General features: G+C 61.7%; 27 protein-coding genes. 10 read left to right on the forward strand and 17 right to left on the reverse strand.

Annotation, left to right across the window (positions count from 1 at the left end):
- Positions 1–146: 146 nt before the first annotated feature.
- The 8 genes from H6866_06990 to H6866_07025 are packed head-to-tail and all read right to left on the reverse strand — an operon-like array spanning position 147 to position 8,274.
- Entirely contained in the window at positions 147–1,151 is a 1,005-nt protein-coding gene (locus H6866_06990) for a hypothetical protein (protein USO07169.1), read from the reverse strand.
- Complete coding sequence (locus H6866_06995) at positions 1,148–2,122, reverse strand: GTP-binding protein (GenBank protein ID USO07170.1); 975 nt, start codon at positions 2,120–2,122, stop codon at positions 1,148–1,150. The genes H6866_06990 and H6866_06995 overlap by 4 nt, the downstream gene beginning before the upstream one ends.
- Entirely contained in the window at positions 2,119–3,204 is a 1,086-nt protein-coding gene (alr, locus tag H6866_07000; GenBank protein ID USO07171.1) for an alanine racemase, read from the reverse strand. The genes H6866_06995 and alr overlap by 4 nt, the downstream gene beginning before the upstream one ends.
- Positions 3,201–4,166 carry a TerC family protein gene (locus tag H6866_07005; GenBank protein USO07172.1) on the reverse strand — a complete coding sequence of 322 codons (966 nt, stop codon included), beginning with the start codon at positions 4,164–4,166 and terminating at the stop codon, positions 3,201–3,203. The genes alr and H6866_07005 overlap by 4 nt, the downstream gene beginning before the upstream one ends.
- 16 nt (positions 4,167–4,182) lie before the next feature.
- Positions 4,183–5,349: a DegT/DnrJ/EryC1/StrS family aminotransferase gene (locus H6866_07010; protein USO07173.1), complete on the reverse strand. Its 1,167-nt coding sequence runs from the start codon at positions 5,347–5,349 to the stop codon at positions 4,183–4,185.
- Positions 5,350–5,367: 18 nt separating this feature from the next.
- The gene (locus tag H6866_07015) at positions 5,368–5,931 is read right to left on the reverse strand and encodes an N-acetyltransferase (protein USO07174.1); all 564 of its coding nucleotides are present in this window, start codon (positions 5,929–5,931) and stop codon (positions 5,368–5,370) included.
- Entirely contained in the window at positions 5,928–6,923 is a 996-nt protein-coding gene (locus H6866_07020; protein USO07175.1) for a Gfo/Idh/MocA family oxidoreductase, read from the reverse strand. Before H6866_07020 ends, H6866_07015 begins: the two co-directional genes overlap by 4 nt.
- Before the next feature lie 4 nt (positions 6,924–6,927).
- Complete coding sequence (locus H6866_07025) at positions 6,928–8,274, reverse strand: nucleotide sugar dehydrogenase (protein ID USO08620.1); 1,347 nt, start codon at positions 8,272–8,274, stop codon at positions 6,928–6,930.
- Positions 8,275–8,528: 254 nt separating this feature from the next.
- On the opposite strand from H6866_07025, the gene H6866_07030 reads away from it, so the two are divergent.
- Positions 8,529–8,909, forward strand: coding sequence for an EF-hand domain-containing protein (locus tag H6866_07030; GenBank protein USO07176.1), 381 nt, complete (start codon positions 8,529–8,531; stop codon positions 8,907–8,909).
- 36 nt (positions 8,910–8,945) lie between these two features.
- On the opposite strand, the gene H6866_07035 is transcribed toward H6866_07030, so the two are convergent.
- Entirely contained in the window at positions 8,946–9,683 is a 738-nt protein-coding gene (locus H6866_07035; protein USO07177.1) for a rhodanese-related sulfurtransferase, read from the reverse strand.
- A gap of 54 nt (positions 9,684–9,737) precedes the next feature.
- Here H6866_07035 and H6866_07040 point away from each other — a divergent pair, with 54 nt between their 5' ends.
- Positions 9,738–10,034 carry a hypothetical protein gene (locus tag H6866_07040; GenBank protein ID USO07178.1) on the forward strand — a complete coding sequence of 99 codons (297 nt, stop codon included), beginning with the start codon at positions 9,738–9,740 and terminating at the stop codon, positions 10,032–10,034.
- A gap of 8 nt (positions 10,035–10,042) precedes the next feature.
- Here the strand turns inward: H6866_07040 and H6866_07045 are convergent, their stop codons facing one another.
- A complete protein-coding gene (locus tag H6866_07045) occupies positions 10,043–11,329 on the reverse strand; it encodes a penicillin-binding protein activator (protein USO07179.1) in 1,287 nt (428 codons plus the stop codon).
- Positions 11,330–11,357: 28 nt separating this feature from the next.
- On the opposite strand from H6866_07045, the gene rsmI reads away from it, so the two are divergent.
- The 8 genes from rsmI to H6866_07085 all read left to right on the forward strand — a co-directional run bounded on the left by rsmI (position 11,358) and on the right by H6866_07085 (position 19,104).
- Complete coding sequence (rsmI, locus tag H6866_07050) at positions 11,358–12,233, forward strand: 16S rRNA (cytidine(1402)-2'-O)-methyltransferase (GenBank protein USO07180.1); 876 nt, start codon at positions 11,358–11,360, stop codon at positions 12,231–12,233.
- The gene (locus H6866_07055; GenBank protein ID USO07181.1) at positions 12,220–12,570 is read left to right on the forward strand and encodes a YraN family protein; all 351 of its coding nucleotides are present in this window, start codon (positions 12,220–12,222) and stop codon (positions 12,568–12,570) included. Before rsmI ends, H6866_07055 begins: the two co-directional genes overlap by 14 nt.
- Before the next feature lie 13 nt (positions 12,571–12,583).
- Positions 12,584–13,462: a BON domain-containing protein gene (locus tag H6866_07060; GenBank protein ID USO07182.1), complete on the forward strand. Its 879-nt coding sequence runs from the start codon at positions 12,584–12,586 to the stop codon at positions 13,460–13,462.
- A 3-nt stretch (positions 13,463–13,465) separates the two neighbouring features.
- A complete protein-coding gene (locus H6866_07065) occupies positions 13,466–14,323 on the forward strand; it encodes a tetratricopeptide repeat protein (GenBank protein ID USO07183.1) in 858 nt (285 codons plus the stop codon).
- 148 nt (positions 14,324–14,471) lie between these two features.
- Positions 14,472–15,026, forward strand: a complete 555-nt coding sequence (gene pal, locus H6866_07070; protein USO07184.1) for a peptidoglycan-associated lipoprotein Pal — start codon at positions 14,472–14,474, stop codon at positions 15,024–15,026.
- Positions 15,027–15,033: 7 nt separating this feature from the next.
- The gene (ybgF, locus tag H6866_07075) at positions 15,034–16,089 is read left to right on the forward strand and encodes a tol-pal system protein YbgF (GenBank protein ID USO07185.1); all 1,056 of its coding nucleotides are present in this window, start codon (positions 15,034–15,036) and stop codon (positions 16,087–16,089) included.
- Positions 16,090–16,128: 39 nt separating this feature from the next.
- Complete coding sequence (gene tilS / locus H6866_07080) at positions 16,129–17,127, forward strand: tRNA lysidine(34) synthetase TilS (GenBank protein ID USO07186.1); 999 nt, start codon at positions 16,129–16,131, stop codon at positions 17,125–17,127.
- A gap of 66 nt (positions 17,128–17,193) precedes the next feature.
- Positions 17,194–19,104, forward strand: a complete 1,911-nt coding sequence (locus tag H6866_07085; GenBank protein USO08621.1) for an ATP-dependent metallopeptidase FtsH/Yme1/Tma family protein — start codon at positions 17,194–17,196, stop codon at positions 19,102–19,104.
- A 228-nt stretch (positions 19,105–19,332) separates the two neighbouring features.
- On the opposite strand, the gene H6866_07090 is transcribed toward H6866_07085, so the two are convergent.
- From H6866_07090 to H6866_07120, 7 genes are read right to left on the reverse strand one after another with little or no spacing between them, the layout of a single operon-like run.
- A complete protein-coding gene (locus H6866_07090; protein USO07187.1) occupies positions 19,333–20,589 on the reverse strand; it encodes an O-antigen ligase family protein in 1,257 nt (418 codons plus the stop codon).
- The gene (locus H6866_07095) at positions 20,586–21,746 is read right to left on the reverse strand and encodes a DegT/DnrJ/EryC1/StrS family aminotransferase (GenBank protein ID USO07188.1); all 1,161 of its coding nucleotides are present in this window, start codon (positions 21,744–21,746) and stop codon (positions 20,586–20,588) included. The genes H6866_07090 and H6866_07095 overlap by 4 nt, the downstream gene beginning before the upstream one ends.
- Before the next feature lie 36 nt (positions 21,747–21,782).
- Positions 21,783–22,712, reverse strand: a complete 930-nt coding sequence (locus tag H6866_07100) for a transketolase (protein ID USO07189.1) — start codon at positions 22,710–22,712, stop codon at positions 21,783–21,785.
- A gap of 1 nt (position 22,713) precedes the next feature.
- Positions 22,714–23,523 (reverse strand): transketolase, encoded by an 810-nt coding sequence (locus tag H6866_07105; GenBank protein ID USO07190.1) that lies wholly within the window; start codon positions 23,521–23,523, stop codon positions 22,714–22,716.
- Positions 23,523–24,344: a class I SAM-dependent methyltransferase gene (locus H6866_07110; GenBank protein USO07191.1), complete on the reverse strand. Its 822-nt coding sequence runs from the start codon at positions 24,342–24,344 to the stop codon at positions 23,523–23,525. The genes H6866_07105 and H6866_07110 overlap by 1 nt, the downstream gene beginning before the upstream one ends.
- Positions 24,341–25,084, reverse strand: coding sequence for a sugar transferase (locus H6866_07115; protein USO07192.1), 744 nt, complete (start codon positions 25,082–25,084; stop codon positions 24,341–24,343). The genes H6866_07110 and H6866_07115 overlap by 4 nt, the downstream gene beginning before the upstream one ends.
- A 10-nt stretch (positions 25,085–25,094) precedes the next feature.
- The gene (locus H6866_07120) at positions 25,095–26,531 is read right to left on the reverse strand and encodes an oligosaccharide flippase family protein (protein USO07193.1); all 1,437 of its coding nucleotides are present in this window, start codon (positions 26,529–26,531) and stop codon (positions 25,095–25,097) included.
- Positions 26,532–26,541: the final 10 nt, after the last annotated feature.

Consider the following 26,541-nt stretch of genomic DNA (forward strand, 5'->3'; position numbering starts at 1 on the left):
CCCCGCTTTAGGCTTTCGTCTGCCGACAACGACACGCAATGGTAATTCACAATGCAGATATGCGCATGCAGCAAATCGGGGGAGGCCCGCCTGGAAACAAAGTAATTTCAGATAGTTATTTCGGTATGCGACAATTTGCCCGATTCTTATGGAACAAAGCTGAACGATACCGCCGAGCCTTTTTCGTTGCCGGCGATGAATGTTGTGCCGCGCGGTGAAAAGGCGATCGCCGTGACAGCCTCGCCCGAAGCGCCTGCGGCCGTGAACGCCTTTTTGGACGACAGATCGATCAGGACGACGCTTCCGTCCTCGAATCCCGCGGCCATGACGGGCTCTTCCGGATGCGCGGCCAGCGCGGTAACCAGCGCTCCGTTCGACCAGCCAAGCTGCAAGGGCTCACGCCCTTCCGGCCCGCTGCGGTCGAAAGGCCACAGGATCACCGTTTCGGACCCGGATGTGCCAAGCCACTTCCGGTCCGCCGACCATGCCATGCGCGTGGGCTTGGCCCAGTATCCGCGCATCTGGTAATCGCGCTTGAGCGGTACGTTCCACATATGCAGCGCGCCTTCCTGCATGGCGGTGACCACCCAGCGTTTATCGGCGCTGACGCTGACCGCCAGATGCGCGCCTTTCCAGGCCAGGCGCATCGCCTGGGGTTCGTAATGCGGCCACGCCCACAGCGTCACGCCGTCGCGGTGCGCGGCGGCAAGACCCAGCCCGTCCGGCGCGAAACAGATGTCGTTGACGCTGCCCGGATGGTCCTTGAGGATCTTGGGTTCGCTCCCCGCCCGTGTCCATAAATGCACTTCGCGCCCGTTTGCAATGGCGACGCTGCCATTCGCGTGTACCGCCATGCGTTCGGTCCACGCGCCGTTCAAATCGGCAAAATCGCTGATCGCGCCCTCGCGGGTGATGATTTTGCACGTCCCGTCATCCGAAAGCGTGATGAATCCGTCGTCATAAGGGCGTATGACTGGCACCGCCCCTGTGTGTGCCTTGACGCCCTCGCACACATCACCTTCCACGATCTGTACGCTGCCGTCGCCCAATGCGAAGGCGAATACGCCGCCATCGATGCTGTAGCACGCCGCGTTGACCGGCGCGTCGAACTGAAATTTCGTGGCCGAAAGCGGCGAGGTATCGGTGGTCATGCCGCCGCCTCAAGACAATCGTCGAACCCTTTTTGCAGCGCCGCGCGGTCCAGATCGCGCCCGATGAACACCATCTTGCTTGCGCGTTTTTCGCCGTCCTTCCATGCCGTGCCGGGCGCCGAATCCGCGATCATGTGCACGGCTTGAAACACGAATCTGCGCGGGCTGTTGCGGATATTCAAAACACCCTTGGAACGCAGGATGTTCTGCCCTTGATCGGCCAGAATCTGGCCGATCCATTCCTCGAACCGGCCCAGTATTACGGCGCGATCCGCGCTCAACGCGATGCTTTTGACCGCGTTGTCGTGATGGTGTTCGTGCCCGCCTTCCAAAAACGCAGGCTCGATCGCAAGGATGCGGCCAAGATCGAACGCCCCGCGGTCGAGGATTTTATCAAGCGCGATGGCACTGTTCATCGTGCGGTGCATTTGCGCATATGGATTGATCGCGCGGATCGCGGCCTCGACCGCCGCCAGTTCCGCCGCGTCCACCAGATCGGTCTTGTTGACGATGATGATGTCGGCGAATGCGATCTGCTCCTGCGCCTCCGGACTGTCGGTCAGCCGCGCACGCAGGTGTTTGGCGTCGATCACGGTAATTACGGCGTCCAGCCGCGTAACCTTGCGCACATCTTCATCCATGAAGAAGGTCTGCGCCACCGGCGCGGGGTCGGCCAGTCCTGTGGTTTCCACGATGATACCGTCGAATTTGTCCAGGCCTCGGCGCATCAATCCGGCGATGATGCGGATCAAATCGCCACGTACGGTGCAGCAGATGCACCCATTGTTCATTTCAAATATTTCCTCGTCCACCCCGACGACCAGATCGTTATCGACGCCGACCGACCCGAATTCATTGATGATGACCGCGTATTTCTTGCCGTGCGGTTCGGACAGGATACGGTTAAGCAGCGTGGTCTTGCCCGCGCCCAGATAGCCCGTAAGGACGGTAACCGGAATTTGCTTCGTCATGGGTTGTGAATATAGACGCGCTGATACCGCGCGCCAAGCCGTGTCAGCATTTCGTATCCGTTGGTCCCGGCACTTGCGGCCAGCGCGTCGATCGGCTGGTGCGGGCCGATAATCTCCACCATGTCGCCGGGTTTGGGCGCATCGGCCAGATGCCCGACCGAAACGGTCGTAAGGTCCATCGAAACGCGCCCGACGATCGGGCATGCCATGCCGCGCCAGTACACATGTCCGCGGCTGGATTGCGAACGCAGATACCCATCGGCATACCCAAGCGCCAGAACTGCGACCCGGTCATCCCGCTCCGCCCTGTAGGTTGCGTTGTACCCGATGCTCTCACCCGCGCGCACCGGCTTGACCTGCAAGACCCGTGCATGCAGTTGCACCGCCGGACGCATGGGGTTGTCCCGGTGGGGCAGGGGGTTGCCCCCGTACAGCCCGTACCCGGCGCGCGCCAGATCGTAAAGCGCGTCCGGAAAGCGCAGAATGGCGGATGTATTGCACAGCGACCAGCGCGGCAGGTTCAGACGCGACGTGATCGCGCGGAACCGTTCGATCTGGATTGCGTTCAACGCGTCATCCGGGTCCTCGGACGATGCGAAATGGCTCATGCCCAGCGTTACGGCGACCCCGTCCAGCAGCGTGGGATCTTCGATCACGCGCGCGGTTTCTCCGGCGTCGAGGCCCAGCCGGTTCATGCCGGTATCGAAATGCAGCGCGCATGGCCCGGCGCCTTTTTCGCGCCATATCTCGACATCTCCCAGATGATTGAGAACGGGGACAAGGTCGAACGCACGAAACCCGCTGAAGTCGCCGCTACGCGGCCCGCCGATGACGTAGATCGCGGCTTCCGACCCCAGTACCGCACGCAAATCCGCACCTTCCGCGACATTGGCGACGAAGAATTTGCGCGCGCCCGCGTCGAACAATGTTCGTCCGATTTCCGCGATGCCAAGCCCGTATCCATTGGCCTTGACCACGCCCGCGACCGGCACGCCGCGCGCGGCCTGCGTCAGGATGGTGTAATTCGCGGCGATCGCATCCAGATCGATGCGCAGAATCGCTTGTGCGTTGCCGCCGCTCATGCCTGCCTCCCGCGCGTTTTCCAAAGCGAGTACCCGACACCCGCCGCCAGCAGCGCGAACGTCACGCCCAGCGAGACAGAGGGCGGAAACCCGGAATCACCCAGAACGAAGTCGGTAATGAAGATTTTCGATCCGATGAAGACCAAAACCGCCGAAAGCGCGTATTTCAGATACGCAAACCGCTCCATCGCCGCTGCCAGCGCGAAATACAGGGTCCGTAGCCCCAGAATGGCGAAGATGTTGGAAGTGTACACGATGTAGGGATCGGTGGTCAGCGCGAAGATCGCAGGCACGGAATCGACCGCGAACACCACGTCCGCCAGTTCGATCATCACCAGCGCGACCATCAGCGGCGTCATGTATGTGGCGGTCATCTTGTTGTTTGGGTCGCGCAGTCGAACAAAGAAATGATGCCCGTGCAGTGTATCCTCCACCCGCATGTGGCGGCGCATGAAACCCAGCACGGGGTTCGCGCCGATATCTGTTTCATGGTCGCCCATCGCGACCATTTTGATCCCCGAAAAGATCAGGAACGCCGAAAACAGATACAGAACCCAGTGGAAATGCGCGACCAGCGCCGCACCCGTCCCGATCATGACGCCGCGCAGGACGACGACGCCCAGAATCCCCCAGAACAGCACGCGGTGCTGATACGCGCGCGGGATTTTGAAAAACCCGAAAATCAGCGCCATCACGAACAGATTGTCCATCGACAAGGACTGTTCGATCACATAGCCGGTGTAATACTGGATCGCCTTTTCCTGCCCCAGCCCCGCCCATATCCATGCGCCGAACCCAAGGGCGCACAATATATAAAAGCCGTAGGTCAAAAGCGCATCGCGCGCGCTGATCACCTTGTCCGATTTATGCAGGATGCCGAGGTCGAGGATGAGCAGCGCAAGCACCGCGCCCATGAATACCGCCCACATCCAGACGGGTTTGCCCAGCCATAAAAGGTCCATCGTCAGGTTCCGGGTGTCAGGCCGCCGCCTGTGCCGGATTTTTCAGCGCCTCGCGCACCGACGTACAGATGAAATCGATCTGCGCGTCGCTCAGATACGGGTGCATCGGCAGGCTGATGACCCGGCCCGCCAGATCCTCGCATACGGGAATTCCGTTGCCCGCGACCGGGTATTTTGAATAGGCGGTCTGGCGATGCAACGGCTTTGGGTAATAGACGGCGCTGGGGATGCCCTTGTCCTTCAGCGCAGCGGCGAGCGCGGCACGGTCTGTTCCGGGCGCGAGCGTAAGGGTGTATTGCGCCCAAACCGAGCGAAGCTGCGCCGGGACGCGCGGCGTTTGCACGACATCCGACAATTGGCGCGTATAGGCGTCGGCCACCAGATTGCGGCGGTCGATCTCGTCCTTATAGATCGCCAGTTTTTCGATCAGGATCGCGGCCTGAAGCGTGTCGAGTCGCGCGTTCATGCCGATGCGCACATTGTCGTATTTGTCCGCGCCCTTGCCGTGGAAGCGCAGCGATTGCAGCGTCGCGGCGATTTCGTCGTCGTCGGTGAATATCGCCCCGCCATCCCCGTAACAGCCCAGCGGCTTGGCCGGGAAAAAGCTGGTGGTCGTGATTTTGCCGATGCTGCCCGTGGTGCGACCTTTATACGTGCCGCCGAAACCTTGCGCGGAATCGCAAATCAACCACATGCCGTTGGCATCGCAGATTTTTTCGATTCGATCGTAATCGGCGGGTAGGCCGAACAGGTCGACCGCGATGACGCCCACGGGCCGCAAACCGGAATCCTTGGCGGTTTTTGTCGCGGCCTCGATGCTGGCCGGGTCGATGTTGAACGTATCAGGCAGCGAGTCTGCGAAAATCGGCGTCGCACCCATCCACGCCACGACCTCGGCCGTCGCAGCGAAAGTGAAGGCGGGCACGATGACTACATCGCCCGGCCGGACCTTGAGCGCCATCAAAGAAAGCCCGATCGCATCCGTCCCGTTGGAACAGGCGACTGCGTGCTTGGCGCCGCAAAAACTTTTCAGTCCGTCCTCGAACTGCCGGACCTCGGGCCCGAGAATAAACTGGCCGTGCGTCAGGACGCGCTGGATCGCGGAATCGATTTGCGCCCCGATGCGGGCACGTTGCTTTTTCAGGTCGACGAATTCAATGGGCAGGATGCTGGAATCGGCCATGGTAGGTATCTCTTTCTTTCAGGACGCTTCTTTCAGGACTCCGTTCTCCTCAACATAGCGTCTTCCCTCGCGTGGGCAAACCAAATCCGGACCCAAAATCTCGCCCGCATGCGAAACCCAGCCCCGCCGCCGCGCCGGAACCCCGACCATCAGCGCGTGGTCGGGCACATCGCACGTCACCACCGCGCCCGCGCCGATCATGCAGTATGCGCCAAGCGTATGGCCGCACACGATGGTCGCGTTGGCGCCGATCGTGGCGCCGCGCCTGACCAGCGTGGGCCTGAATTCATCCTTGCGCTGGACGTTCGCGCGGGGGTTGAGGACGTTGGTGAACACGCAGGACGGGCCGCAGAACACGTCCTCCTCCAGCGTCACGCCCTTATATAGGCTGACATTGTTCTGGATCTTGCACCCGTCGCCGACGCGCACGTCCGGCCCCACCATCGCGTTTTGCCCGACGACACAGCCCGCACCGATCACGGTATCGGGCAGGATATGCGCGAAATGCCAGATCTTGCTGCCCGCGCCGATCGTGGCCCCGTCGTCGACATAGGCGCTTTCATGGACAAATACGTTGCTCATGCCGCCGCCGCCATCTTTTGGCCCGCCGCGTGATCGCACGCGCGCATGGCCTTGAGAACGCGCAAGCCTTCCCGCCCGTCCGTGCGCGGCGCGGCGCCGCTGGCGATGCAATCGGCGAAATGTGCGACCTCGTCCTTGAGTGGCTGGCTTTCGGCCAGCGCGACGAATTCGGCCTCGCCCTTGTTCAGGACCGGCTGCCCGTTCGCATCGAAGGACACGCTATTGGGATAGACCGTGAGCTTTTCGTTCCAGCCTCGCGTGTCGTCGAACACCGCCATGGCCTTGTCGCCGATCACGCTCAGCTTCTGTTCCTTGAAGGGATTAAGCCACGACACATGGATATGGCCGTCCAGCCCGTCGCCGAAATCCATGTGCACGATGGCTGTGCTGGCAAGCGCGCTATCCGCGATGTTGCTGGAATACACGGCCTGAATATGGGTCGGTTCGCGCCCGGCCAGCGCCAGCACCATCGAAAAATCATGCGGCGCGAAGGACCACAGCACGTTTTCTTCCGTGCGCACCTTCCCGAAATTCAGGCGATTGGAATAAATCCGCCTGACCCGGCCCAGCCGACCCGCCGCGATCATCTCCGTCAGCGCGATGAATGCCGGATGGTATTGCAGCACGTGCCCGACCATCAGGATGCGTCCGGCCTTGTCGGCCGCCGCGACCATCGCTTCCGCGTCCGTGACGCTCATCGCGATGGGTTTTTCGACGAAGCAATGCTTGCCGGATTGGATCGCCCGCAGCGCCATTTCGGCATGCATAGGCGCGGGTGTCGCCAACATCACCCCCGCGATCGACGGGTCGGCCAGTACGGCGTCGTAAGACAGGGCGGGAACGGCATATTGTGCGCCGAATTTTTCTGCCCGCGCGGCGTCGGAATCCGACACTGCCGCCAGAACGCCAAGTTCGGCCGCGCTGCGGACCAGGTTCTGGCCCCAATACCCACACCCAATGACCGCGATGTTTTTTGCTCGTGTTGTGCTCATAGCCTTAAGCCTTGATAACGTTGTCGCGCGGCTGTTTTGCCATCGCGTTGCGTGTGTCGACGACCAGTTTCGCGTGTTTCGATACCATGCCGTAATCGACGGCGTCGTGTTCGGTTACGATCACCACCGCATCCGCAGCCTTGAGCGTTTCCGGGCTCAAAGGCACCGACGCCCGCCCGGTATATTCCGGATGCTCGCGCGTATGCGGAATGACCGGGATCCAGTCGTCGTGATAGCTGACCTGTGCGCCTGCGGCTTCCAGCAGGTCGATGATTTTAAGCGCGGGCGTTTCGCGCATGTCGTCGACGTTTTTCTTGTACGCCATACCCAAAAGCAAAATCTTCGCACCTGAAAGGGATTTCTGGAATCGCGTGCTCAATCCGGACGCCAGTTTTGAAACGACATATTTTGGCATCCCTGCGATGATCTCGCCCGCGAGTTCGATGAACTTGGTGTTCAGTTCGTATTCCCGCGCCTTCCACGTCAGATAGAAGGGATCGATGGGAATGCAGTGCCCGCCAAGGCCGGGGCCCGGGTAGAACGGCATGAAGCCGAACGGCTTGGTCGCGGCGCCGCCGATGACCTCCCACACGTCGATGCCCATCGCGTCGTAGACGACTTTGAGCTCGTTGACCAAAGCGATGTTGATCGACCGGAAGATGTTTTCGGTCAGCTTCACGGCCTCGGCGGTGTCCGGGCTGGAGACGACGACGGTTTTGTGGATGAACCCGCGATACAGCGCGTCGGCCAGTTGTGTCGCGTCCTCGCCATCACCGCCCACGACCTTGGGAATGGTATGGGTGTTGAAATTGGGGTTGCCCGGATCTTCGCGTTCGGGGCTGAAGGCCGCAAAGAAATCCTGCCGTGACATCAGGCCCGACCCCTTTTCGAGGAGCGGAATCATTACCTCGCGCGTCGTGCCCGGCCATGTGGTGGACTCCAGAATGATCAGCTGTCCGCGCTTAAGGTGTGGTGCGATGACTTCGGACGTATGCACGATGTAGGAAAGATCTGGGTCCCGGTGCTTGGTCAGCGGCGTCGGCAGGCAGATGATGACTGCATCGGCGTCCGCGACGTGGGAAAGGTCGGATTCGGTTCTGAATTTGCCTTTTGCCATCGCGGCGGCGACGGAATCGGACGTGATGTGCTTGATGTAGGATTCGCCCGCGCGCAGTTTCTTGATTTTTTCTGCATCGACGTCGAGGCCCAGCACCGGGAACCCGGCATCCGCGAACCCGAGGATCAGCGGCAAGCCGACATAACCCAGTCCGATGACCGCGACGGTGGCGGTGCGGTCGGCGATTTTGCGGGCCAACGCCTCGCTCAAGGCATGGTCTGTCGCGGGGGGCATGGCTTTTTGTTGTGCGGCGGCGGGTCTGGACATGGGCTTCCTTGCTGGATTTCCTTGGCTTTTCGCCGTTTAGTTAAGCCCTTTGCGGGCCAATTTCCAGCCTTTTTTAAGGTCTATTCGCCAGTCCGTTCGCCGGGGTCGAAAAAAGCCCAATTCCAGCCTTAACGTGGGCACATTTCCGGGTCATCCTATCTAACGTACCGACCGCGCTTTCAATGTGAACGCGGCGAAACATTTAAGAAAGTGAGATTGGCATGACGATCCGCAAAATTCTTCTTTCCACGCTGGCGCTTTCAATGCTGGCTGTCCCCGCTTTGGCGCAGGACGCGCAGACGCCGCCGCCGGGTTACATGGGTGGACCTCATGGCGGTCCTGGTGGCCCGCAGGGCGGTCCGCATGGGGGCATGGAAAAAATGCTCAATGCCGACACCAATGGCGATGGCATGCTCTCCAAGGCTGAATTCATGGCCGTTCAGGAAAAACGTTTCGACGAAATGGACGCCAACAAGGACGGGCAGGTCAGCAAGGATGAGATGAAGGCCTACCGCGAAACCATGCGCAGCAAGTTCGAGGAAAAGCGTAAGGAATGGGAAGCCAAAAAAGGCGCGGGCGCCAAAAGTGGTGACGCGGAATAAGCCCTGAAATTCCTTTTTACAAAAAAGGCGGCGTGTTCAAGCGCCGCCTTTTTCCTTTGCCGGCTGTTCCGCAAGGCCGTGTCCAAGACTTACGCGGCCATCGAATACAAAGCACCCGCCGCGCCACAGGCTTTCCGCTTCTGGCACGGTTTCCAGATATTTCAGGATTCCGCCTTTAAGGTGATAGACGTTTTCGAACCCGTGATCGAGAAGATAGCTCGTCGCCTTCTCGCAGCGGATCCCGCCGGTGCAGAACATCGCGATTTTTTTATCCCGAGCGGGATTCAGGCGCGTATCGACGAAATCCGGAAATTCGTGAAAGCTGACCGTGCCGGGGTCGATCGCACGGGCGAACGTGCCTGCCGCGAATTCAAAGCTGTTGCGCGTATCGATGACCAGGACCTCAGGATCGTCGATCAGGGCGTTCCAGTCCTTCGCCGCGACATAGGTGCCGACGCGCCGGGTCGGGTCCACGCCCGCGCGGCGCATTGTGACGATCTCCGGCTTGACCTTGATTTTCATGCGCGCGAAGGGTTTTTCATGTGCGCGCGAATATTTCAGCTCCGGCGCATCGAATTGCGCGGTGATCGCCGCCATGGCGGCGTCCATCTGGTATTGCTCGGCCGCGGCGATGGTGCCGTTGATGCCTTCCCCGGCTATGATCAGCGTGCCGCAGATCGCGTTTTGCGTACAGATTTCACGCAGATGCGCGGCCATCGCGGGAGCATCCTCCACGCGCTTGAATTGGTACAGGGCGGCCACGATCCACGGCATGATATGCATTCTTTAAGGGGTGGCGTTTCGCACGGTCAAGGTTAGACTGCGGTCATGCGAATCGGACGAATGACTTTTTCGATGTTTGCGCTGGCCCTGCTTTCGGCCTGTGCCGCCCAATCCCCGGACACTGGCGGCTATGGATCTGGCCGCTACGACATGAGCGCGGCCGAGGCCGCCTGTGTCAAAAAAGGCTATCGTCCCGGAAATTACGAATATGACAGCTGCTTTCAAAATCAGCCGCAGGTTCAGGCCTGGGAACGCGACGGCCGCATGAACGGGCTGAACATTCTCAAGGCCAACCGTTCGTCGGCGGGCACGCGCGGCGGGCGCAGCTATCCCGTCGAATAAACAGCTATTTACTGAAACGTGTTCGGCGCCGGCTCGACGACGCGTACTGTGCCGTTGTTGATTTGCAAAACGGCCATGCCGCGATCGGCCAGCCCGTTGGGTCCGAAGCGGAAAATCCCGTCAACGCCCGAAAACCCGTTCGGATTGGTCAGTGCCGCCTGGTCGTAGCTTACGCGTTGCCCGCTTTGCGCGGCGTTACGCGCCAGCACGACGGCCAGCGCCGCAGCGTCATACCCGATGCTGGCCAGACGCGGCGGAGTTTGGCCGTAGATATGCTGGTAGTTACGCTCGAATGTCGCGCGCAATTGGGGCGAGGGCGCGGCATAAATCGCGCCGTTCATTGTCGGATCCCGCGTGACCGCCGGGTCGTCCCACAGCCCGGTGCCCAGATAGCGAACCGCGTTTGCCCCCAGCCCGTATTGCCGCAACGCGGAAGCCAGCGTCAAGACGACGGGCGCGCCCACCGGCATGAAGATCGCGTCGTATGGCAGACGCCCGGAGATCATTGCCTGTCCGCCGGTCAGTTGCTGCACGCCCTGCGGCGCATCGCTGCCGTCGGCGGCGATGCGTACCGTCTTGACAACGGTGATGCCCGCGCGCGCGGCCTCGGTCTGGAACACGCTCAGCACGGCATCGCCGTACATGTCGCGTGGCGCGATGACGCCCACGCGCTTTAGCCCCTGTTGCGCGGCGTACCGGGCGATGCGCTGCGCCTGTTCAAAGGGCAGCACGCCCATCGAATAAACGTTTCCGCCCGCCGTGCGCCAATCGGTCGAAAACCCGATGACCGTCAGGCCGTATGCGCGCGCCGCGTCCTTGGCGGCGGTGACTTCTTGCGAAAACAGTGGGCCCAGAATCAGCCGCGCGCCGTCGCGCGCCGCTTGGTCGACCGCCATGCGCGCGCCTTCGGGCGTGCCCATCGTGTCTTTCGGGATCAGTTGGAAATTCGGCTCGTTCAGATCGAACACCGCAAGCTGCGCCGCCTGTAAAAGCGCTTGACCCATCGCGGCGTTCGAGCCGCTTTGCGGCACCAGAATCGCGACCCGCACAGGCTCGGCAAAATTGCCCGCGACCACCGCGCCGCCCTGTTGCACCAGCGGCGGCTGCGCGCCGCCCATGACGGTATTGGCGCCGTTGATCATCGATTCGGAAGACGGAAAGGGGCTGCTAGTTTGCGCCTGCTCGCTTTGCGGGCGTCCATCGGCGGTGCCGATGACCGGCGCACGGTGGTCCATCCCGGTTTCGCACCCCGCCAGCACGACCAGCGCCAGAAGCGCAAAAAAGAGAGTCCGCATTGCGATCAACACCTTCTATAGTAATTCGATGAAGCGTCATATTGATTCCACGGATGGGCCGCCCGCGCAAGCGTCGGGCTTGTATCTGGTTTCGACCCCGATCGGCAATCTGCGCGACATCACCTTGCGCGCGTGCGACGTGCTGGCTGGCTGCACCGCGGTGGTGTGCGAGGATTCGCGCGTCACCGGCCGCCTGCTGCAATCGCTGGGCATTACGGCGAAACTGGTTGTTTACAACGATCACAGCACGGAATCCGAGCGCGATGCCCTCCTGAAATGGATTGAGGAGGACGGTGCGTCCCTCGCATTGGTCTCCGACGCGGGTACGCCGCTGCTTTCCGACCCCGGTTATAAACTGGTGCATCTGGCGCTGGCGCGCGGGCTTTCCGTGGTGCCAGTGCCGGGGGCGAACGCGCTTTTGCCCGCCCTGCAGCTTGCGGGACTGCCTTGCGACCGGTTTTTGTTCGCCGGGTTTCTGCCGCATAAATCGGCCGCGCGGCGGACGGTTTTTGCCGAACTCGCATCCGTTCCGGCAACGCTGGTATTCTACGAATCGCCCCAGCGCCTGCACGATTGCGTGTGCGACGCGCACGCGGTTCTGGGCGACCGTCCCGCCGCGACCGCCCGCGAATTGACCAAGATGTACGAGGAATCGCGCCGCTTCACGCTGGCTGCCGGTGCGGCCGACGAATGCCTTTTGGGGACAATGAAGGGCGAAATCGTGTTGCTGGTCGGCCCGCCGGTCGAATCGCGCGCGGGGCTGGAGGATATCGACACGGCCCTGCGCCGCGCCATGGAAACGCTCTCGATTCGCGATGCGGCGGCGCATGTCGCGACCGCGACAGGCGCTCCGAAAAAACAGGTCTACGACCGTGCCCTCAGGTTGAAGAATGGGGACGATTGAAACCCATCGCGCGGGCCTGTTCGCAGAAACGCTTGCGGCGCTGGCCTTGCGCCTGTGCGGTTGGCGCATTCTGGCGCGCCGTTTCAGGACCCCGGTGGGTGAAATCGATATTATCGCCCGGCGCCGGGGTGTGATCGCCTTTGTCGAGGTCAAGCGCCGCCCCGAGCTGGCCGACGCGCTGGCGGCGGTCACGCCCGCCAACGCCGCGCGGGTGCGTCGCGCCGCGGCGTGGTGGCTGAACGCCCATGCCGTGCTTGCGGATAATTGTGCGTGCCGCTTTGACGTGATGGCGATCGCGCCTTACGCTCTGATTCGGCATATTCCCAACGCGTTCTGATAAAGGGTGCTGCATGTATCGTGCATGGTTTTCTCCGTTTCTGGTCTTTTTTGCCCTGGTGGCCTTGTCCGGCTGTACGCCGCTTTCGGCGGGTGTCGCCGTTGGGTCCGCCGCAGGCGTGTCCGCCGCGCACGAGGGCGGGATTAAGGCTTCTCTCGATGATACGCGCATCTCCGCGACCATTCACAACCTGTGGTTTCAGTACAATTTCAACATGTTCACCAAAGTCGGGCTGACTGTCGATCAGGGCCGCGTGCTGCTGACCGGCGTGGTCCAGAAACCGGAATACAGGGTCGATGCGGTCCGCCTGGCATGGCAGGCCCCGGGGGTACGTCAGGTCATCAACGAAATCAAGGTGGCGAACTCCGACGGCATATCCGGTTGGGCGCGTGACGCCTGGATCACCAGCCGCCTGCGTACCACGGTCCTGTTCGACAAGAATGTTCAGGGCATCAATTATTCTTTCGATACGGTGCAAGGTGTGGTCTACATCATGGGGGTCGCACAAAATCAGGCGGAACTGGATCGGGTTCTGGGCTATGCGCGCTCTCTCCCCTATGTCAGGCAAGTGGTGTCTTACGTCAAACTGGCGGGCCAGCCCATGAATCAGGTCATCGCCAATGGCGGTCCCAACGCGGTCGGTATGTTGCCCGCCCAATCCGCCCCCATTCAATCGGCTCCCGTCACTGCTGCGCCGCTTGCCGCCGCGCCCGTCGCCAATGGCGGTATGGTGTACTCTACGAACACGACCAGCTATGGCACGGCTGGTCCCGTGCCGCTTGACAGCGCTTATCCGAATGCCAACGTCCCGATGACCAGTGTACCCAACCCGCCGCGCGCGGGGGTGGCTGCGCCGGGACGTCCGGCGCCGATCGTGGATAGCGGGTTCTAGGCCATGAAGCGGGGGTTCAATACCGCCGAAGAAGCCATTGAATATCTGGATTTTGTGGGCACGCAGGATGATTCCGCGATAGACCTTTTTGAAGCCGCCCTAGCCTTATCCTCGCACAACCACCCCGGTTTAAGTGTCGATAAATACCGCAATCATCGCAAACGTTTGGCGGACGATACGCAAGCATTGCATCAGGAATTTCTGGTCCGTCACGACGACGATATCGACGCCCGTATCTGGGCGTTGGGTGAATGCATGACCCGTCGCCATGGGTATATCGGCGACGATTATCGCTATAACGATTTGCAAAACGCCGATTTGATTCGCGTTGTCGATCGGCGTCTTGGGTTGCCGGTCGCGCTCTCTTTGTTGTGCATTACCGTCGGCGACGATCTGGGATGGGCGATTGAGGGGCTGAGCTTTCCTGCGCACTATGTCATAAGACTGGAAAAAGATGGTCGCCGCGCGATTCTTGACCCGTTTCAGGGCTGCATCGTCTTGGGCGCGCATGAACTGCGTGAGATTCTTAAAAGCGCGCTGGGGCCGCAGGCCGAGCTTTCCGCAAGTTATTACGAACCGGCCTCGCGCCGCGACACCTTGATCCGGCTTGAGAACAACATCAAATTGCGCCAGATAGAGGCCGAGGATTACCAGTCCGCGCTGGCCACGGTCGAACTGATGAAGCGAATCGCACCCGATGAATACCGCCTCGATCTTGACGCGGGCGTGCTGCTTTCGCGTCTTGAGCGTCCGGCCGGGGCCATCGCCGCGCTTGAACGCTATATCGACCGGGTGCCAAACCCTGCCGACCGGCGCGACGCGGCCCTGCTGCTTCAGCAACTGCGCGGCATCGTTCATTGACCCGCGAATCCGGCCATAATCCAGACATAATCCATCCCCAATATTCATCCGTATAAATGATGAAACCCCCTTGATTGCCGGTGGTCACTGGTTCATCTTGGTGCCGAACCGAACAACAACCGTCTTGAACTTATTGGAGATTGCGCCGATGCGTACCCCGACCCGTTACAAACTGCTTACCCTGCTGGCCTTATCCACGCTGGCGCTGGCTGCGTGCGCAAAAGGCAAACAGGAACAGCCTTATGCCGACTCGGTCGTGGAAGGACAAGGCCAGGTGCAGGGCCAGGGCGAAGGCATGCTTGGCGATCAAGGCGCGGGCATGGCCGGCGTTCAGGGCAACACCCTTCCGGGGTCCCAGGAGGACCTGACGGTCAATGTCGGCGACCGCGTTTATTTCGGCTACGACCGTTACGACCTGACGCCCGAGGCGCTGCAACAGCTTCAACTCCAGTCCCAGTGGCTTAACCAGTATCCGAACGTAACCGTCATGATCGAAGGCAATACCGACGAACGCGGTACGCGTGAATACAACCTTGCCCTTGGCGACCGCCGCGCCAACGCGGTGCGTGACTACCTCGTGTCGCTGGGTGTCAGCCCCTCGCGCATCAAGACGATCTCCTACGGCAAGGAGCGCCCGGAAGTGACCGGTTCCGATCCCCAGTCCTGGGCTCAGAACCGCCGCGCTGTGACCCGCGTCGAGTGATTGGCTGATGCGCGTATTCGCTTCCCTTATTCTGTGTGCAACCCTGCCCTTCGCGGCAGGGTTTGCTCTCTCAAGCCCGGCCAGCGCGCAGGGTATGCAATATGACGGTCCCGGCGCCATGTCTGGCGGAAGCGCCATGCCCAATCCCTTGCCGGTTCAGGCCGCACCATTGCAACCCATGGCATCGCAGGTTGCGCCGCAGGTAACCGCGCAAGGCGCAACGCCGGCCCTGATGTCAGGCGCGGCAATGGACATGACGCGCATGGATGCGCTCGAACAACAGGTGCGCGACCTGACCAACCAGATCGAACAGCGCGACTTCCAATTCCGTCAGTTGCGCGCAGAATACGATAAATACGTCGCGGCGACTGACCAACGTTTGCAGGCGCTGGAACGCGCGGCTGTCTCCGCCGGCAATCCTCCCGCCGCTCCTGCCTCTGGCGCTGCATCGGATCTGCCGCCGCAACCCGCGCCGACCGCGCCGCAAGCGACGCCCCAATCTGCTCCCCAGCCGGGTACGTCCGGTTCGCTGGTCGATCCGAACGGGGCCTACCGGCCCGCGTCCACGCCGCAACTCGGCCAGATCCGCGAACAACAGGCGGGCGGCAACGGTGGCGCGACCACTTCCGGCACACCACAGGGCACGCCCGCTTCACCGGCTAAGGCCTACGATCAGGCCTTTTCCTACCTTCAGCAAAGCGATTATCAGGACGCGCAACGTGCGTTTTCCGATTTCCTGAAAACCTATCCGACCCATCCGCTGGCCGCGAACGCGCAATACTGGCTGGGTGAATCCTATTTCGCGCAGACCCAGTATTCGCAGGCCGCGAAAACCTTTGCCAAAGCGTTTCAAGAACATCCGCAAGGGCAAAAGGCGCCCGATGCCCTGCTTAAACTGTCGATCACACTGGATAAGATGAACAAGCGCAGCGATGCCTGCCTGACCTTGGGCGAACTTTCCAAACGCTTTCCCGGCGGCCCGGCCTCGGTTCTGCGCCGCGGGCAGGAGGAAAGCACCCGCATGAACTGCACGGCCGCCCCCGCCGCCGCCCCTGCGGGTTGAGGCTTGCGCCCTGGCGGCCGCCTGTCGTTTACTAGGCTTGTGAAGCTCGATATTCCATCCGATATTGCCGCAGCGCCATTGGCGGTTGCGCTCTCCGGCGGGGCCGATTCCCTGGCGCTGGCGCATATGCTTGCGCGCACGCACGGCAATCTGCACCTGCTGACCGTCGATCACGCCCTGCGCCCCGAAAGCGGGGACGAGGCGCGGCAGGTCGCTGACCTTGTCGCAAACTGGGTCGCGAACTGGCCGGGCGTCGCCCATGCGACCCTGCGCTGGGAGGGGGCGAAACCATCTACGCGGCGCATGGAATCCGCGCGCGCGGCGCGCTATGCGCTGATGGCGGAATATGCGCGCGCCCACGGCATCCGCACGCTGGCGCTGGCGCATCACCGCGACGACCAGACGGAAACCTTCTTGCTGCGCCTCGCGCGCGGCAGCGGCATCGACGGTCTGGCCGCGATGCGCGAACGCACACAGCGCGATGAAATGACGCTTTGGCGCCCGTTGCTGGCCAGCCATACCCATGCCGATCTGGTGGCCTATTGCCGCGAACACGGCCTTGCATGGATCGAGGACCCGACCAATGCGAACGACAAATACGCCCGCAACCGTCTGCGCATGGCGCTACGGGGCGAGGGGTTGAACGATACGCGCCTTGACGCCACCCTGCGTCGTATCGAACGCGCCGCCGATACACTGCGCCTGCTTTCCGACCGGCTGGCCACGCGCGCGAGCGTGGCGCACGATGACGCGGCATGGGTCTTCGACCTGAACGCGCTGCGGACGGAACCGTTTGAACTCGCGCTGCGCGTGCTGCGCCGCGCGGTTGATGAACAGGCGGGCGCGGCAGGTTATGGTGCGCGCCTCGACCGGCTGGAGGATCTGGCGCGCGAATTGCTCGAATCGCCTGCCGCCACCGCGCGCACGTTGGGCGGATGCGTGCTGCGCGTCGATCCGCATGCGGGTACGCTTTCCGTGGCCGCTGAAATACCGGCACAGGCCGCGAAAACCTTGCCTTTGGCGGCAAACGGTTTATGATCAGCATATACCCACCCAAACCCTGAAGGGGTCGTTCCCGTGAACAATAATTTTGGCCGCAATCTGATGGCATGGCTTGGCGTCATTCTGGTGCTGGGTTTTATCTATTCCGGCTTCGTCCAGAATCATGACCTGACCGGCAAGGGCGCCATCCAGGCGCTGGCCTATAGCGACTTCATGAACGACGCGCGCAAGGGCGATGTCGAGCAGGTCGTGATCAAGGGCCAGGACGTCAAGGGCCAGCTCAAGGACGGCACCCAGTTTACGACCATGGTCCCGGAAAACGAAAACGTGGTCGAACGCCTGTCGGGCACCAGCGTCAAGATCACCGCGCAAAAACCGGACCCGGATCAGGTTTCGCCGCTTTCCCTGCTTTTGTCGTGGTTCCCGATGCTGCTTTTGATCGGCGTCTGGGTGTTTTTCATGCGTCAGATGCAAGGCCGCGGCGGCGGTGGCGTGATGGGCTTTGGCAAGTCCCGCGCCCGGATGCTGAACGAGGAAACCAAGCGCGTCACCTTCGAGGACGTGGCGGGCATCGAGGAAGCGAAGGAAGAACTTTCCGAAATCGTCGAGTTTCTCAAGGACCCCAAGAAATTCCAGCGTCTGGGCGGCAAGATCCCGAAAGGCGCGCTGCTGGTCGGCCCGCCGGGCACCGGTAAAACCCTGATTGCCCGCGCCGTCGCGGGCGAGGCCGGGGTGCCGTTCTTCTCCATCTCCGGCTCCGACTTTGTGGAAATGTTCGTCGGTGTGGGCGCAAGCCGCGTGCGCGACATGTTCGAACAGGGCAAGAAAAATGCGCCCTGCATTATCTTCATCGACGAAATCGACGCGGTCGGCCGTCATCGTGGCGCCGGCCTTGGCGGCGGCAACGACGAACGCGAACAGACATTAAACCAGTTGCTGGTCGAGATGGACGGGTTCGAGGGGACGGAGGGCGTGATCATCATCGCCGCCACCAACCGGCCCGACGTGCTCGACCCGGCGCTGCTGCGTCCCGGTCGTTTCGACCGTCAGGTCGTGATTCCGAATCCGGACGTCAAGGGCCGTGAAAAGATTTTAAAGGTCCATATCCGCAACGTGCCGGTGGCGCGCGACGTCGATCTGGGCGTTATCGCCCGCGGCACGCCCGGTTTTTCGGGCGCGGATCTGGCCAATCTGGTGAACGAGGCGGCCTTGCTTGCCGCCCGGCGCAACAAGCGCGTCGTCACCCAGACGGAATTCGAGGACGCCAAGGACAAAGTGATGATGGGCGCCGAACGCCGCTCCATGGCGATGTCCGAGGACGAAAAGAAACTCACCGCCTATCACGAGGCAGGACATGCCGTGGTCGCCTTGCACGAACCGCAATCCGACCCGATCCACAAGGCCACGATCGTGCCGCGCGGCCGCGCGCTGGGCATGGTGATGCGCCTGCCCGACGGCGACCGGCTCAGCCTCAAGCGCGACAAGCTGCATGCCGACCTCGCGGTCGCGATGGGCGGCCGCGTGGCCGAGGAAGTCATCTTCGGCGACGACAAGGTGACCACCGGTGCCAGCGGCGACATCCGCATGGCGACCGACATGGCGCGGCGCATGGTGACCGAATGGGGTATGTCCGGGAAGCTGGGTCTGGTCCATTACGGCGCCAATCAGGAGGAAGTGTTTCTGGGTCATTCTGTGACCCAGTCCAAGAATATTTCCGAAGAAACGGCGAATGTGATCGACTCGGAAATAAAACGCCTCGTTCAGGCCGGATACGACCGTGCCAAGGATGTCCTGACCACCCATATCGACGAATTGCACAAGGTGGCGCAGGCGCTTTTGGAATATGAATTGCTTTCGGGCGAGGAGATCAAGGCGATTTTGCGTGGTGAAAAAATCGTCCGCAAGGATGACAGCGACAACGACGCCGCGATCGCAGCCACACCCACCAGCTCGGTGCCGCGTGGCGGATCGGACGCGGGGCCGGTCACTCCGGAATCACAGCCCGAAGCGTAAAACGTGTGATCGCGCCTTATTCGGAAAACGGCTAGGACGTTTCTTTTTTGATCGACGCGATTTTCGCGCGTCATGTCCCGGCTTGTTCGGGGCATCCATTGTGCCGGATGACCGATATCCGTCATTCTTTGCCATGGATTACCCGCATACGCGGGTAATGACGGTTTTTGTAATGATACCGATTCTCATTCATTCGTTATCGCATGATGACAAAACGGTATGAGGCTTCTACCTGACGGCAGAATGCTCCAGCGCAAGGCGCCGCATGCCGGCATAGGCGGCCACGCCGGCAAAGCACAGCGTGGATACAAACCATGTCTGCCAGATGCCCCAGATCGACAGCGTGTATAAAAACGCGACCGCCCAGATGAACGTGCCAAAGCGCGCGCCCGTGGTATCGCGCCATGCGCACAGCCGCCGCGCGAACAGCGCAAACAGGAACACCAGCATCGCCGCGCCTGCCGCCCCCGTTTCGAACCAGATTTGCAGCGGCCCGTTATGCGGATGCAGGTGATGGATATATCTGGCATAAGGCCGTGTCGCGGCAAGGTATGACAATTCCCCGCGATTGGGCATCGCCCGCGCGGAATCAAGGCCCCACCCCAAAAACGTCTTTTCGCGCGTCCGGCGCGCCGCCTGATCCCAGATTTCGATGCGCGATTTAATCGAATCGTTCAAAACGCTTGAATTCCGCCACTCGACGCGCGCATCGATTTCAAGCGCGATCATCGGCATCGTCGCCACAATCAGGCCGGATACCGCAAGCGTCAGTAACGCGCCGGTTCGCGCCGGAAACAACAGCAAAGCCGGGGTTAGTGCGATCACGGCCAAAAGCACAACCTGTGCGGAGGCGCTATGCGTAAAAATCGTGATTCCGATGACGCAGGCGGCGGCCAGTACGAAAATAACGCGTTTGCGCCAGCCCGCGCGCAGAAAAAAGAAAGCGAACGCCAGATAAAGCCACAGCGCGCTTAATACCACGGCTTTGTTCTGCTTGCTGTCTATGGGGTCGTGGTCGCTGCCGCCGCGCAAAAGATCGTAAAATTTGAACCCATCCGCCACTTCGCTCAAATACATCGCAAGGCCAAGTCCAAGACCGATCATCAAAAATACGCCGATGCGTTTAAAATCCGCCGTCCCCATCCGCCCGATGACCGGCACCAATAACGCGCTTGCGCCGAAATTGAGTATAAGCTGGATGGTCTTGGGCAGGACGTGTTCGGGATTGATGCTCCAGACGATGCTGGCGATTCCGAATGCGAGAAACGCGCCGAACAGCGTTGCCAGTCCCCGGTCGATGTCTGGCCGTGCGCGGCGTTGCCAGGAATCGATTGAAACCGCGACCAGCGCGCAACCGATGAACAAAGGCGCCATCACGCCGGGTATGCCGCAGCTCAAAAGCGGCCCCAGCATCAAAAGTGGCGCAAGCGCCCAGACCGCGGCGGCGGACCTGCCGTTGTCCACCGATATGTCGGACAGGCTCATGCGCGGCCGTAGAAGGCGCGGATCGCGGCGATGACATGCCGCACGTCATCGTCGCTCAACGTCATGTTCATCGGCAGCATCATGCAGCGCGCGAAGAAATGATCGACCTTGGGCAATGACGGGGTCTGTGGGTACAGATCCTTGAACTGGTGCACCGGCGTGCCCGCCCATTGAATGATCGTGCCGATGCCTTTGTCTTTAAGAAATTCACGCAAGGCGTCGCGGTTTTCGGCGGCCAGCTCGTAATTCTGGAACACATCGTAATGGTCTGGCTGGCTGTCCGGCCCGGCGGGCAGGCGCAGCTCGGCGACGTCCGAAAGCCCTTGCGTGTACATCGCCGCGATGGCGCGCCGGCGCGCCATGATTTCGGGATAGGATTTGAAATTGTAATGCAGGAACGCGGCCTGAAGATTGTCCAGCCGCGAATTCGTACCCCACAACACCACCTTGCCGGTTTCGTCGCGCCCATGGTCGCGCAATGCGCGCAACGCGGCACCCAGCGTATCGTCGTTGGTGATCACCGCGCCGCCGTCGCCGAAACAGCCCAGAATCTTGGCGGGGTAAAAGCTGAACGTCCCGAAACGGCCGAACGTGCCGGCGGCCCGACCCTTATAGGTCGATCCCAGCGCCTGTGCCGCATCCTCCGCCACCATCAGCCCGTGTTTTTCGGCCAGGGCCATGATCGGGTCCATCGCGCAGGTCCGTCCGTTGACATGGGTCGGCAGGATCACGCGGGTCCGCTCGGTGATCAGGCGCTCGACCGATGCCGGGTCCATCAGGTTGTCCGGCCCGATATCGCACGGCACGGCGCGTGCGCCCAGCATCTGCGCCGCCGACGCGGTCGCGATATAGGTGTGCGAGGATACGATGACCTCGTCCCCCGGCTTCAGGCCGATGGCCATCAGCCCGATCATGATCGCGTTGGTGCCGTCCGCCGTGCCGATGACGTGCTTGACCTTCAGGAACTTGGCGATCGCGGCCTCGAACTCGCTCAGGTCCTTTTGCAGGATATACGCGCCGCGCCCGCACACGTCGCGGAAGATGCGCACGTAATCTTCCTCGTGATCCTTGAACAGGGCGGGATAGTTGAAAAACGGAATCTTGCGGTTATACGCATCAAGGCTTTCGTGAACCTTGGGGGCGGCGGCGTGCGACATGGGAAACCCTTTTAGGAGTTCGGTTGAACCTTATGTTTATGCATTCAAAAGCGTTTTCGCCTTGCGCGCAAGGCTTTCGGCGTTCAACCCATACAGGTCCTTCAGGTACCCTTGGTCGCCGACCACGGCGGTGTAGGTATCCGAAATCCCGGCTCGCGCGAAACGGGGCAGGGCCATGCCGAATTCCAGCACGGTTTCGGCGACCGCGCCGCCCAGCCCGCCCAGGATCGTATTTTCTTCGACCGTGATGACGGCGCGGCTTGTCCCCATGATGGAGCGCAACCCCTCGGCGTCCAGCGGCTTGATCGTATGCGCGCTGACCACCCCGGCCTTGATGCCGTCGCCTGCCAGCGCCTGTGCCGCGCCGATGGCCGCGCCAAGGACTCCGCCGCAGGCGATGAAGGTCACGTCCGTTCCTCCCGGCAGAATGGTGCGCAGCCTGCCGATTTCGACCGCCGCGTCGTCATGCCCTTCCGGAATCGGGGCGGATGCCCGCTCCAGCCGCAGATAGAACACCCCCGGCGTGCGCAGCATGTGCTGCGTGCACGCCACGACCTCGGCGTCCGTCGCGGGCGCCAGCACGGTGATGTTGGGCAGGGCGCGCAGGATCGAAAGATCCTCGGTCGCGTGGTGCGACATGCCCAGCGCGCCGTATGAAAACCCGCCGCCCACGCACACCACCTTGACGTTGGCGTTGTGATAGGCGGCATCGTTGCGGATCTGCTCCAGCGGGCGCAGCGTCGGAAAATTCCCGATCGAATAGCAAACGGTCTTGAACCCTTCCTGCGCAAGGCCGGTGGCGACGCCGATCAGGTTTTGTTCGGCCACGCCGACATTCAGGAAGCGGTCCGGAAATTCCGCGACAAACGGCTCGATGACGCTGAAGCCCAGATCGCCGGTCAGGAACATCACCGCCTCGTCCTGTGCGGCTTCGTCTTTCAATGTCTTCAGGAACAGATCGCGCATCTTACGCTCCCGCCATGATCTCGGCGCGCGCGCGCTCGAATTCCTCACCCCGCGCGGTCCGGTAATGCCACAAAACCGCGTGCTCCATGAACGATACGCCCTTGCCCTTGATGGTGTGCGCGATCACCGCGCGCGGGGCTGTGGCTCGCGCCGGATCGACGTCCAGCGCCGCCGCCAGCGCATCGTGGTCGTGTCCGTCGACCTCGACGACATCCCAGCGAAAGGCGCGCAATTTGTCCGCGAACGGCTCCAGCCCCAAAGTTTCCTCGGTCGATTGCAGGCTCTGGATCTTGTTGTGGTCGATGACCGCGACCAGATTGCGCAGCTTGTGGTGGCCGGCGAACAAAAACGCCTCCCAGTTCGAGCCCTCGTCGCATTCCCCGTCGCTCAAAACGCAGTACATGCGCGCGTTCGACTTGCGCTGGCGCAGGGCATAGGCCCGCCCCGCGCTGACCGGCAACCCGTGGCCCAGCGATCCCGTCGAAAGTTCGACCCCCGGCACGTTCTTGTGCGACACGTGCCCCGACATGATCGACCCGTTGGTGTAATAGGCGTCCAGTGTATCCTTGGGGAAAAAGCCGCGCTCCGAAAGCGCGACATAGATCGCCGCGCCCGCATGGCCCTTGGACAGGATGAAACGGTCGCGCCCCATCCATTGCGGATTGGCGGGATCGAGTCGCATCACCTTGCCGTATAAAACCGCGATGATGTCGGCCATCGAGAAGATCGAGCCGATATGCGATCCGCCCCCGCGGCTGGTCATTTCCAGCGTTTTAAGGCGTATGGTCTTGGCCAGCGCGCGCGAATCCATCAATTCGTTCCGTCCTTTTTACGCATGGCGCAGAACAGCACCTTGTATTCGCGGTTCGGCCCTTCGCCGGAAATCGGCTGCGGCTTTTCGTAAGGGCAGGTCGAGGCGCCGATTTCGTCCGGCAGACGGACCATCTGCCCGAATACCAGCCGCTTCATCCATTTCTTGCCCGCCGTGGTCTTGGGCATCAGCCCAAGATGGACGACGATGCGCTTGACCGGACGCAGCACGCGCTGGCGCAGCGACACGCGTTTAAGCGGCGTGCCCCCCGCAAGCTCGGCCACCGTGAACCCCGCGCTTTCAGCCAGTGCCGCGAAATCGGCGGCACCGTAATACGCATGGCTGAACGGGCTGGGGTTAAAATCGTACAGATCCTTGTTGGCAGAGGCGATCAGCACCATGCCCTCCGGGCGCAGGACGCGTCGCGCCTCGCGCAAAAACGCGGCGGCGTCGGGCAGGTAATAGATGGCCTCGAACATCAGGACGACATCCGCCGAATGGTCGCCGTAGGGCAGTTTCACGGCGTCCGCGGTGTCGATGCGGATGCGGCTGCCGTAATGCGCGCGCGGCGCGCCCAGCACTTCCTCGGCCACGTCGCAAGCCTGCACGCTGCGTGCGACCGCCTGTAAATACCCAAGTCCCGCGCCGGTGCCGCACGCGACCTCGACGACATCCTTTTCGCGCGCATATTCGCCCGCCCAGTAATAACGGTTGCACAGGCGTTGCAACTGCTCGGCCGAAATTTCATCGCCGCTCATTTCGGTGACGTCCTTATAGGTCATGTCCTTGCTGTCGGCTGTTGCGGTGGCGGTTGCGGTCATGCGGCTACCTTGTCTCTGGTGGTGACGATTTCGCTGGCGCCGGGCGGCGGCGCGGGTTGCAATGGCTCGTGCCGCGCGGCGATACGACGCAGGTCTTCGGGCGCGCCCAGCGCGGCCAGAATTTGCTGCACGCCCTGCAGCGCCTTTGGCTTGTCCAGAATCGCGACGACGGTCAAAAGAATCAAGCGGATGTCGAGCCACAAGGAAGCATTTTCGACGTACAGGATTCCAAGGCGACTTTTGCCGGGGCGGATCAACTGGTTGTAGGCGATATCCGGGTCGGGCTGGTCCTTGAGGATGTCGCCCTCGTCCGAAAACACGATCGATGCGATGTCGGTGATGCCGGGCCGCACGCTCAGAAGCTTGCGTTCCTCGGTCGTATACAGATCGGTTTCGCGTTTGACGTTGGGACGTGGGCCGACCAGCGACATGTCGCCCCGAAGTACGTTCCAAAGCTGCGTGATTTCGTCCAGCTTGTAACGCCGGATCATGTGGCCCACGCGCGTGATGCGCATGTCGTTGGCGCCGGTCGAATCGACACCGGATTTATCGGCGTTCTTGACCATGGAACGCAGCTTGGCCATGCGAAACGGCGTGCCGTTCAATCCTACGCGCGGCCCCATGTAAAACGGCGAATGTCCATCCTGCCGCCAGACCAGAAACATGAACACGGCGATGACGGGGCTGAAGATCAGCAGGCCGCAGGCAGCCGCGATGATATCGAAAGTGCGTTTGATCATGCAGCGGACATTAAACCGCTTTTTCGGGATTGCCAATAAAACCCGCCGAACGTCCCACATGCCGCACGGCATAGAGCAGACCGGCCAGGCACGCCGCGCCCGTGACGCCGATATCGACCATGAACAGCGCCAGCGTATTGTGGATAAATCGCCCGGCCAGCCAGTCGATGCTGTAAGGCGTAAGCCCGGCGGCCAGCACGCACAGCAACAAAAACGCATAGCGCCGCGCGCGCAAGTGCAGCGCCCAGAATACAAAGCCGATATAGGACAGGTGGTACAGGCATTGGATGACGACGAACACCGCCACCGCCTCCAGCGCCGCCATGCCCGTGCGCAGGCCCAGAACGACCGCGACCACCGCCGCGCCGTCGAAAGCGATTTGCAGCATCAGGGGAATATCCTGCCGCCCGCGTACCTCGAACACGCGTTCCGGCCACGACGTCATCATGAACAGCACTGCGACCGGTGCGAACAGGCTGGCATACACGCCCGCCTCGGCCCAGCGCGCGCCGAACACGAACCCGAATGTTTCCGTGTCCCAAAGCGTAAAGGCACCCAGCACCGGCGCGGTCAGGCACGCGGTTGCCAGCATCAGCGCATAGGCGAAATCGGCAAATCGCGGATCGTCGATCGAGCGCGCCGCCTCGCGGTAGAACACCTGCCCAAGCGATGACGAAACAAGGCTGACCGGCGCCAGCATGGCGGTCCGCGCCATGCCGTAAAGACCGGCGGCGGCGGGCTGGTGGAACGCGGTCAGGGCCAGAATCAGGAATTCGCGCGTGAACGTGCCGATCAGGCTGTAAGGCATATTGAACAGCGGGAATTTGCGGTATTTTGTGACGATCGCCCGAACGTCGACCGGTGCCAGCAGACCGCGGAAATGCGCGCGCAGACGCATAACGCCCAGAATCTGGCCTGCCACCCGCGCGGCGACAAGCCCCACCGCGCCCAGACCCGTTGCACCCAGACCGATCGCCGCCGCCCCGTTGATCAGCTGGATATGGACATTCGACGCCGCGATAGCGCCGTAATCGCGGTGCCGTGTCGCGGAATACCCGCCGATCTGGGCGCAGGTCATCAGGAATGCCAGCACCGGCGCGGCGCAGATCCAGTACCCGATATCCGGAAACCCGAATCGCGCCACCAGTACGGGCTGGAAAACGCCGAAGATCAAAAGCATCGCCACCATGACCCAGAACGCAAGCCGCAAAGCCGCGCGTGCGATCGAAAGCCCTTCGGTCTCGTCGGCCGGCAGGACGATGGCGACCTCAAGCCGCAAGGCGCCCATCGCGGCCAGCACGCTGGCAAGCGCCAGAATTCCTGAAAAAACGCCATAAGCCCCCGGCCCGTAAAGCCGCGATATCACGGGCAGCATCACGATCGGGATCAACTGCCCCAGGGCCGCGCCCCGAAACATGGTGAAGGAATGTTTGATGAACTGTGACATTGCTTGCCGT

Source organism: Rhodospirillales bacterium (assembly GCA_023898805.1).
Lineage (GTDB): Bacteria > Pseudomonadota > Alphaproteobacteria > Micavibrionales > UBA1664 > UBA6145.

Excerpts from the sequence above, each read along its gene's own strand:
- H6866_06990 (USO07169.1), bottom strand. The coding sequence starts at position 1,151 with ATGACCACCGATACCTCGCCGCTTTCGGCCACGAAATTTCAGTTCGAC.
- ybgF (USO07185.1), top strand. The coding sequence starts at position 15,034 with ATGCGCGTATTCGCTTCCCTTATTCTGTGTGCAACCCTGCCCTTCGCG.
- H6866_07110 (USO07191.1), bottom strand. The coding sequence starts at position 24,344 with ATGACCGCAACCGCCACCGCAACAGCCGACAGCAAGGACATGACCTAT.
- H6866_07065 (USO07183.1), top strand. The coding sequence starts at position 13,466 with ATGAAGCGGGGGTTCAATACCGCCGAAGAAGCCATTGAATATCTGGAT.
- H6866_07040 (USO07178.1), top strand. The coding sequence starts at position 9,738 with ATGCGAATCGGACGAATGACTTTTTCGATGTTTGCGCTGGCCCTGCTT.
- H6866_07020 (USO07175.1), bottom strand. The coding sequence starts at position 6,923 with ATGAGCACAACACGAGCAAAAAACATCGCGGTCATTGGGTGTGGGTAT.
- H6866_07115 (USO07192.1), bottom strand. The coding sequence starts at position 25,084 with ATGATCAAACGCACTTTCGATATCATCGCGGCTGCCTGCGGCCTGCTG.
- H6866_07060 (USO07182.1), top strand. The coding sequence starts at position 12,584 with ATGTATCGTGCATGGTTTTCTCCGTTTCTGGTCTTTTTTGCCCTGGTG.
- H6866_07030 (USO07176.1), top strand. The coding sequence starts at position 8,529 with ATGACGATCCGCAAAATTCTTCTTTCCACGCTGGCGCTTTCAATGCTG.
- H6866_07010 (USO07173.1), bottom strand. The coding sequence starts at position 5,349 with ATGGCCGATTCCAGCATCCTGCCCATTGAATTCGTCGACCTGAAAAAG.
- H6866_07120 (USO07193.1), bottom strand. The coding sequence starts at position 26,531 with ATGTCACAGTTCATCAAACATTCCTTCACCATGTTTCGGGGCGCGGCC.
- H6866_07085 (USO08621.1), top strand. The coding sequence starts at position 17,194 with ATGGCATGGCTTGGCGTCATTCTGGTGCTGGGTTTTATCTATTCCGGC.
- H6866_07035 (USO07177.1), bottom strand. The coding sequence starts at position 9,683 with ATGCCGTGGATCGTGGCCGCCCTGTACCAATTCAAGCGCGTGGAGGAT.
- H6866_07005 (USO07172.1), bottom strand. The coding sequence starts at position 4,166 with ATGGACCTTTTATGGCTGGGCAAACCCGTCTGGATGTGGGCGGTATTC.
- H6866_07090 (USO07187.1), bottom strand. The coding sequence starts at position 20,589 with ATGAGCCTGTCCGACATATCGGTGGACAACGGCAGGTCCGCCGCCGCG.
- rsmI (USO07180.1), top strand. The coding sequence starts at position 11,358 with ATGAAGCGTCATATTGATTCCACGGATGGGCCGCCCGCGCAAGCGTCG.
- pal (USO07184.1), top strand. The coding sequence starts at position 14,472 with ATGCGTACCCCGACCCGTTACAAACTGCTTACCCTGCTGGCCTTATCC.
- alr (USO07171.1), bottom strand. The coding sequence starts at position 3,204 with ATGAGCGGCGGCAACGCACAAGCGATTCTGCGCATCGATCTGGATGCG.
- H6866_07100 (USO07189.1), bottom strand. The coding sequence starts at position 22,712 with ATGCGCGATCTGTTCCTGAAGACATTGAAAGACGAAGCCGCACAGGAC.
- H6866_07105 (USO07190.1), bottom strand. The coding sequence starts at position 23,523 with ATGGATTCGCGCGCGCTGGCCAAGACCATACGCCTTAAAACGCTGGAA.
- H6866_07025 (USO08620.1), bottom strand. The coding sequence starts at position 8,274 with ATGCCCCCCGCGACAGACCATGCCTTGAGCGAGGCGTTGGCCCGCAAA.
- H6866_07015 (USO07174.1), bottom strand. The coding sequence starts at position 5,931 with ATGAGCAACGTATTTGTCCATGAAAGCGCCTATGTCGACGACGGGGCC.
- H6866_07095 (USO07188.1), bottom strand. The coding sequence starts at position 21,746 with ATGTCGCACGCCGCCGCCCCCAAGGTTCACGAAAGCCTTGATGCGTAT.
- H6866_07045 (USO07179.1), bottom strand. The coding sequence starts at position 11,329 with ATGCGGACTCTCTTTTTTGCGCTTCTGGCGCTGGTCGTGCTGGCGGGG.
- H6866_06995 (USO07170.1), bottom strand. The coding sequence starts at position 2,122 with ATGACGAAGCAAATTCCGGTTACCGTCCTTACGGGCTATCTGGGCGCG.
- H6866_07055 (USO07181.1), top strand. The coding sequence starts at position 12,220 with ATGGGGACGATTGAAACCCATCGCGCGGGCCTGTTCGCAGAAACGCTT.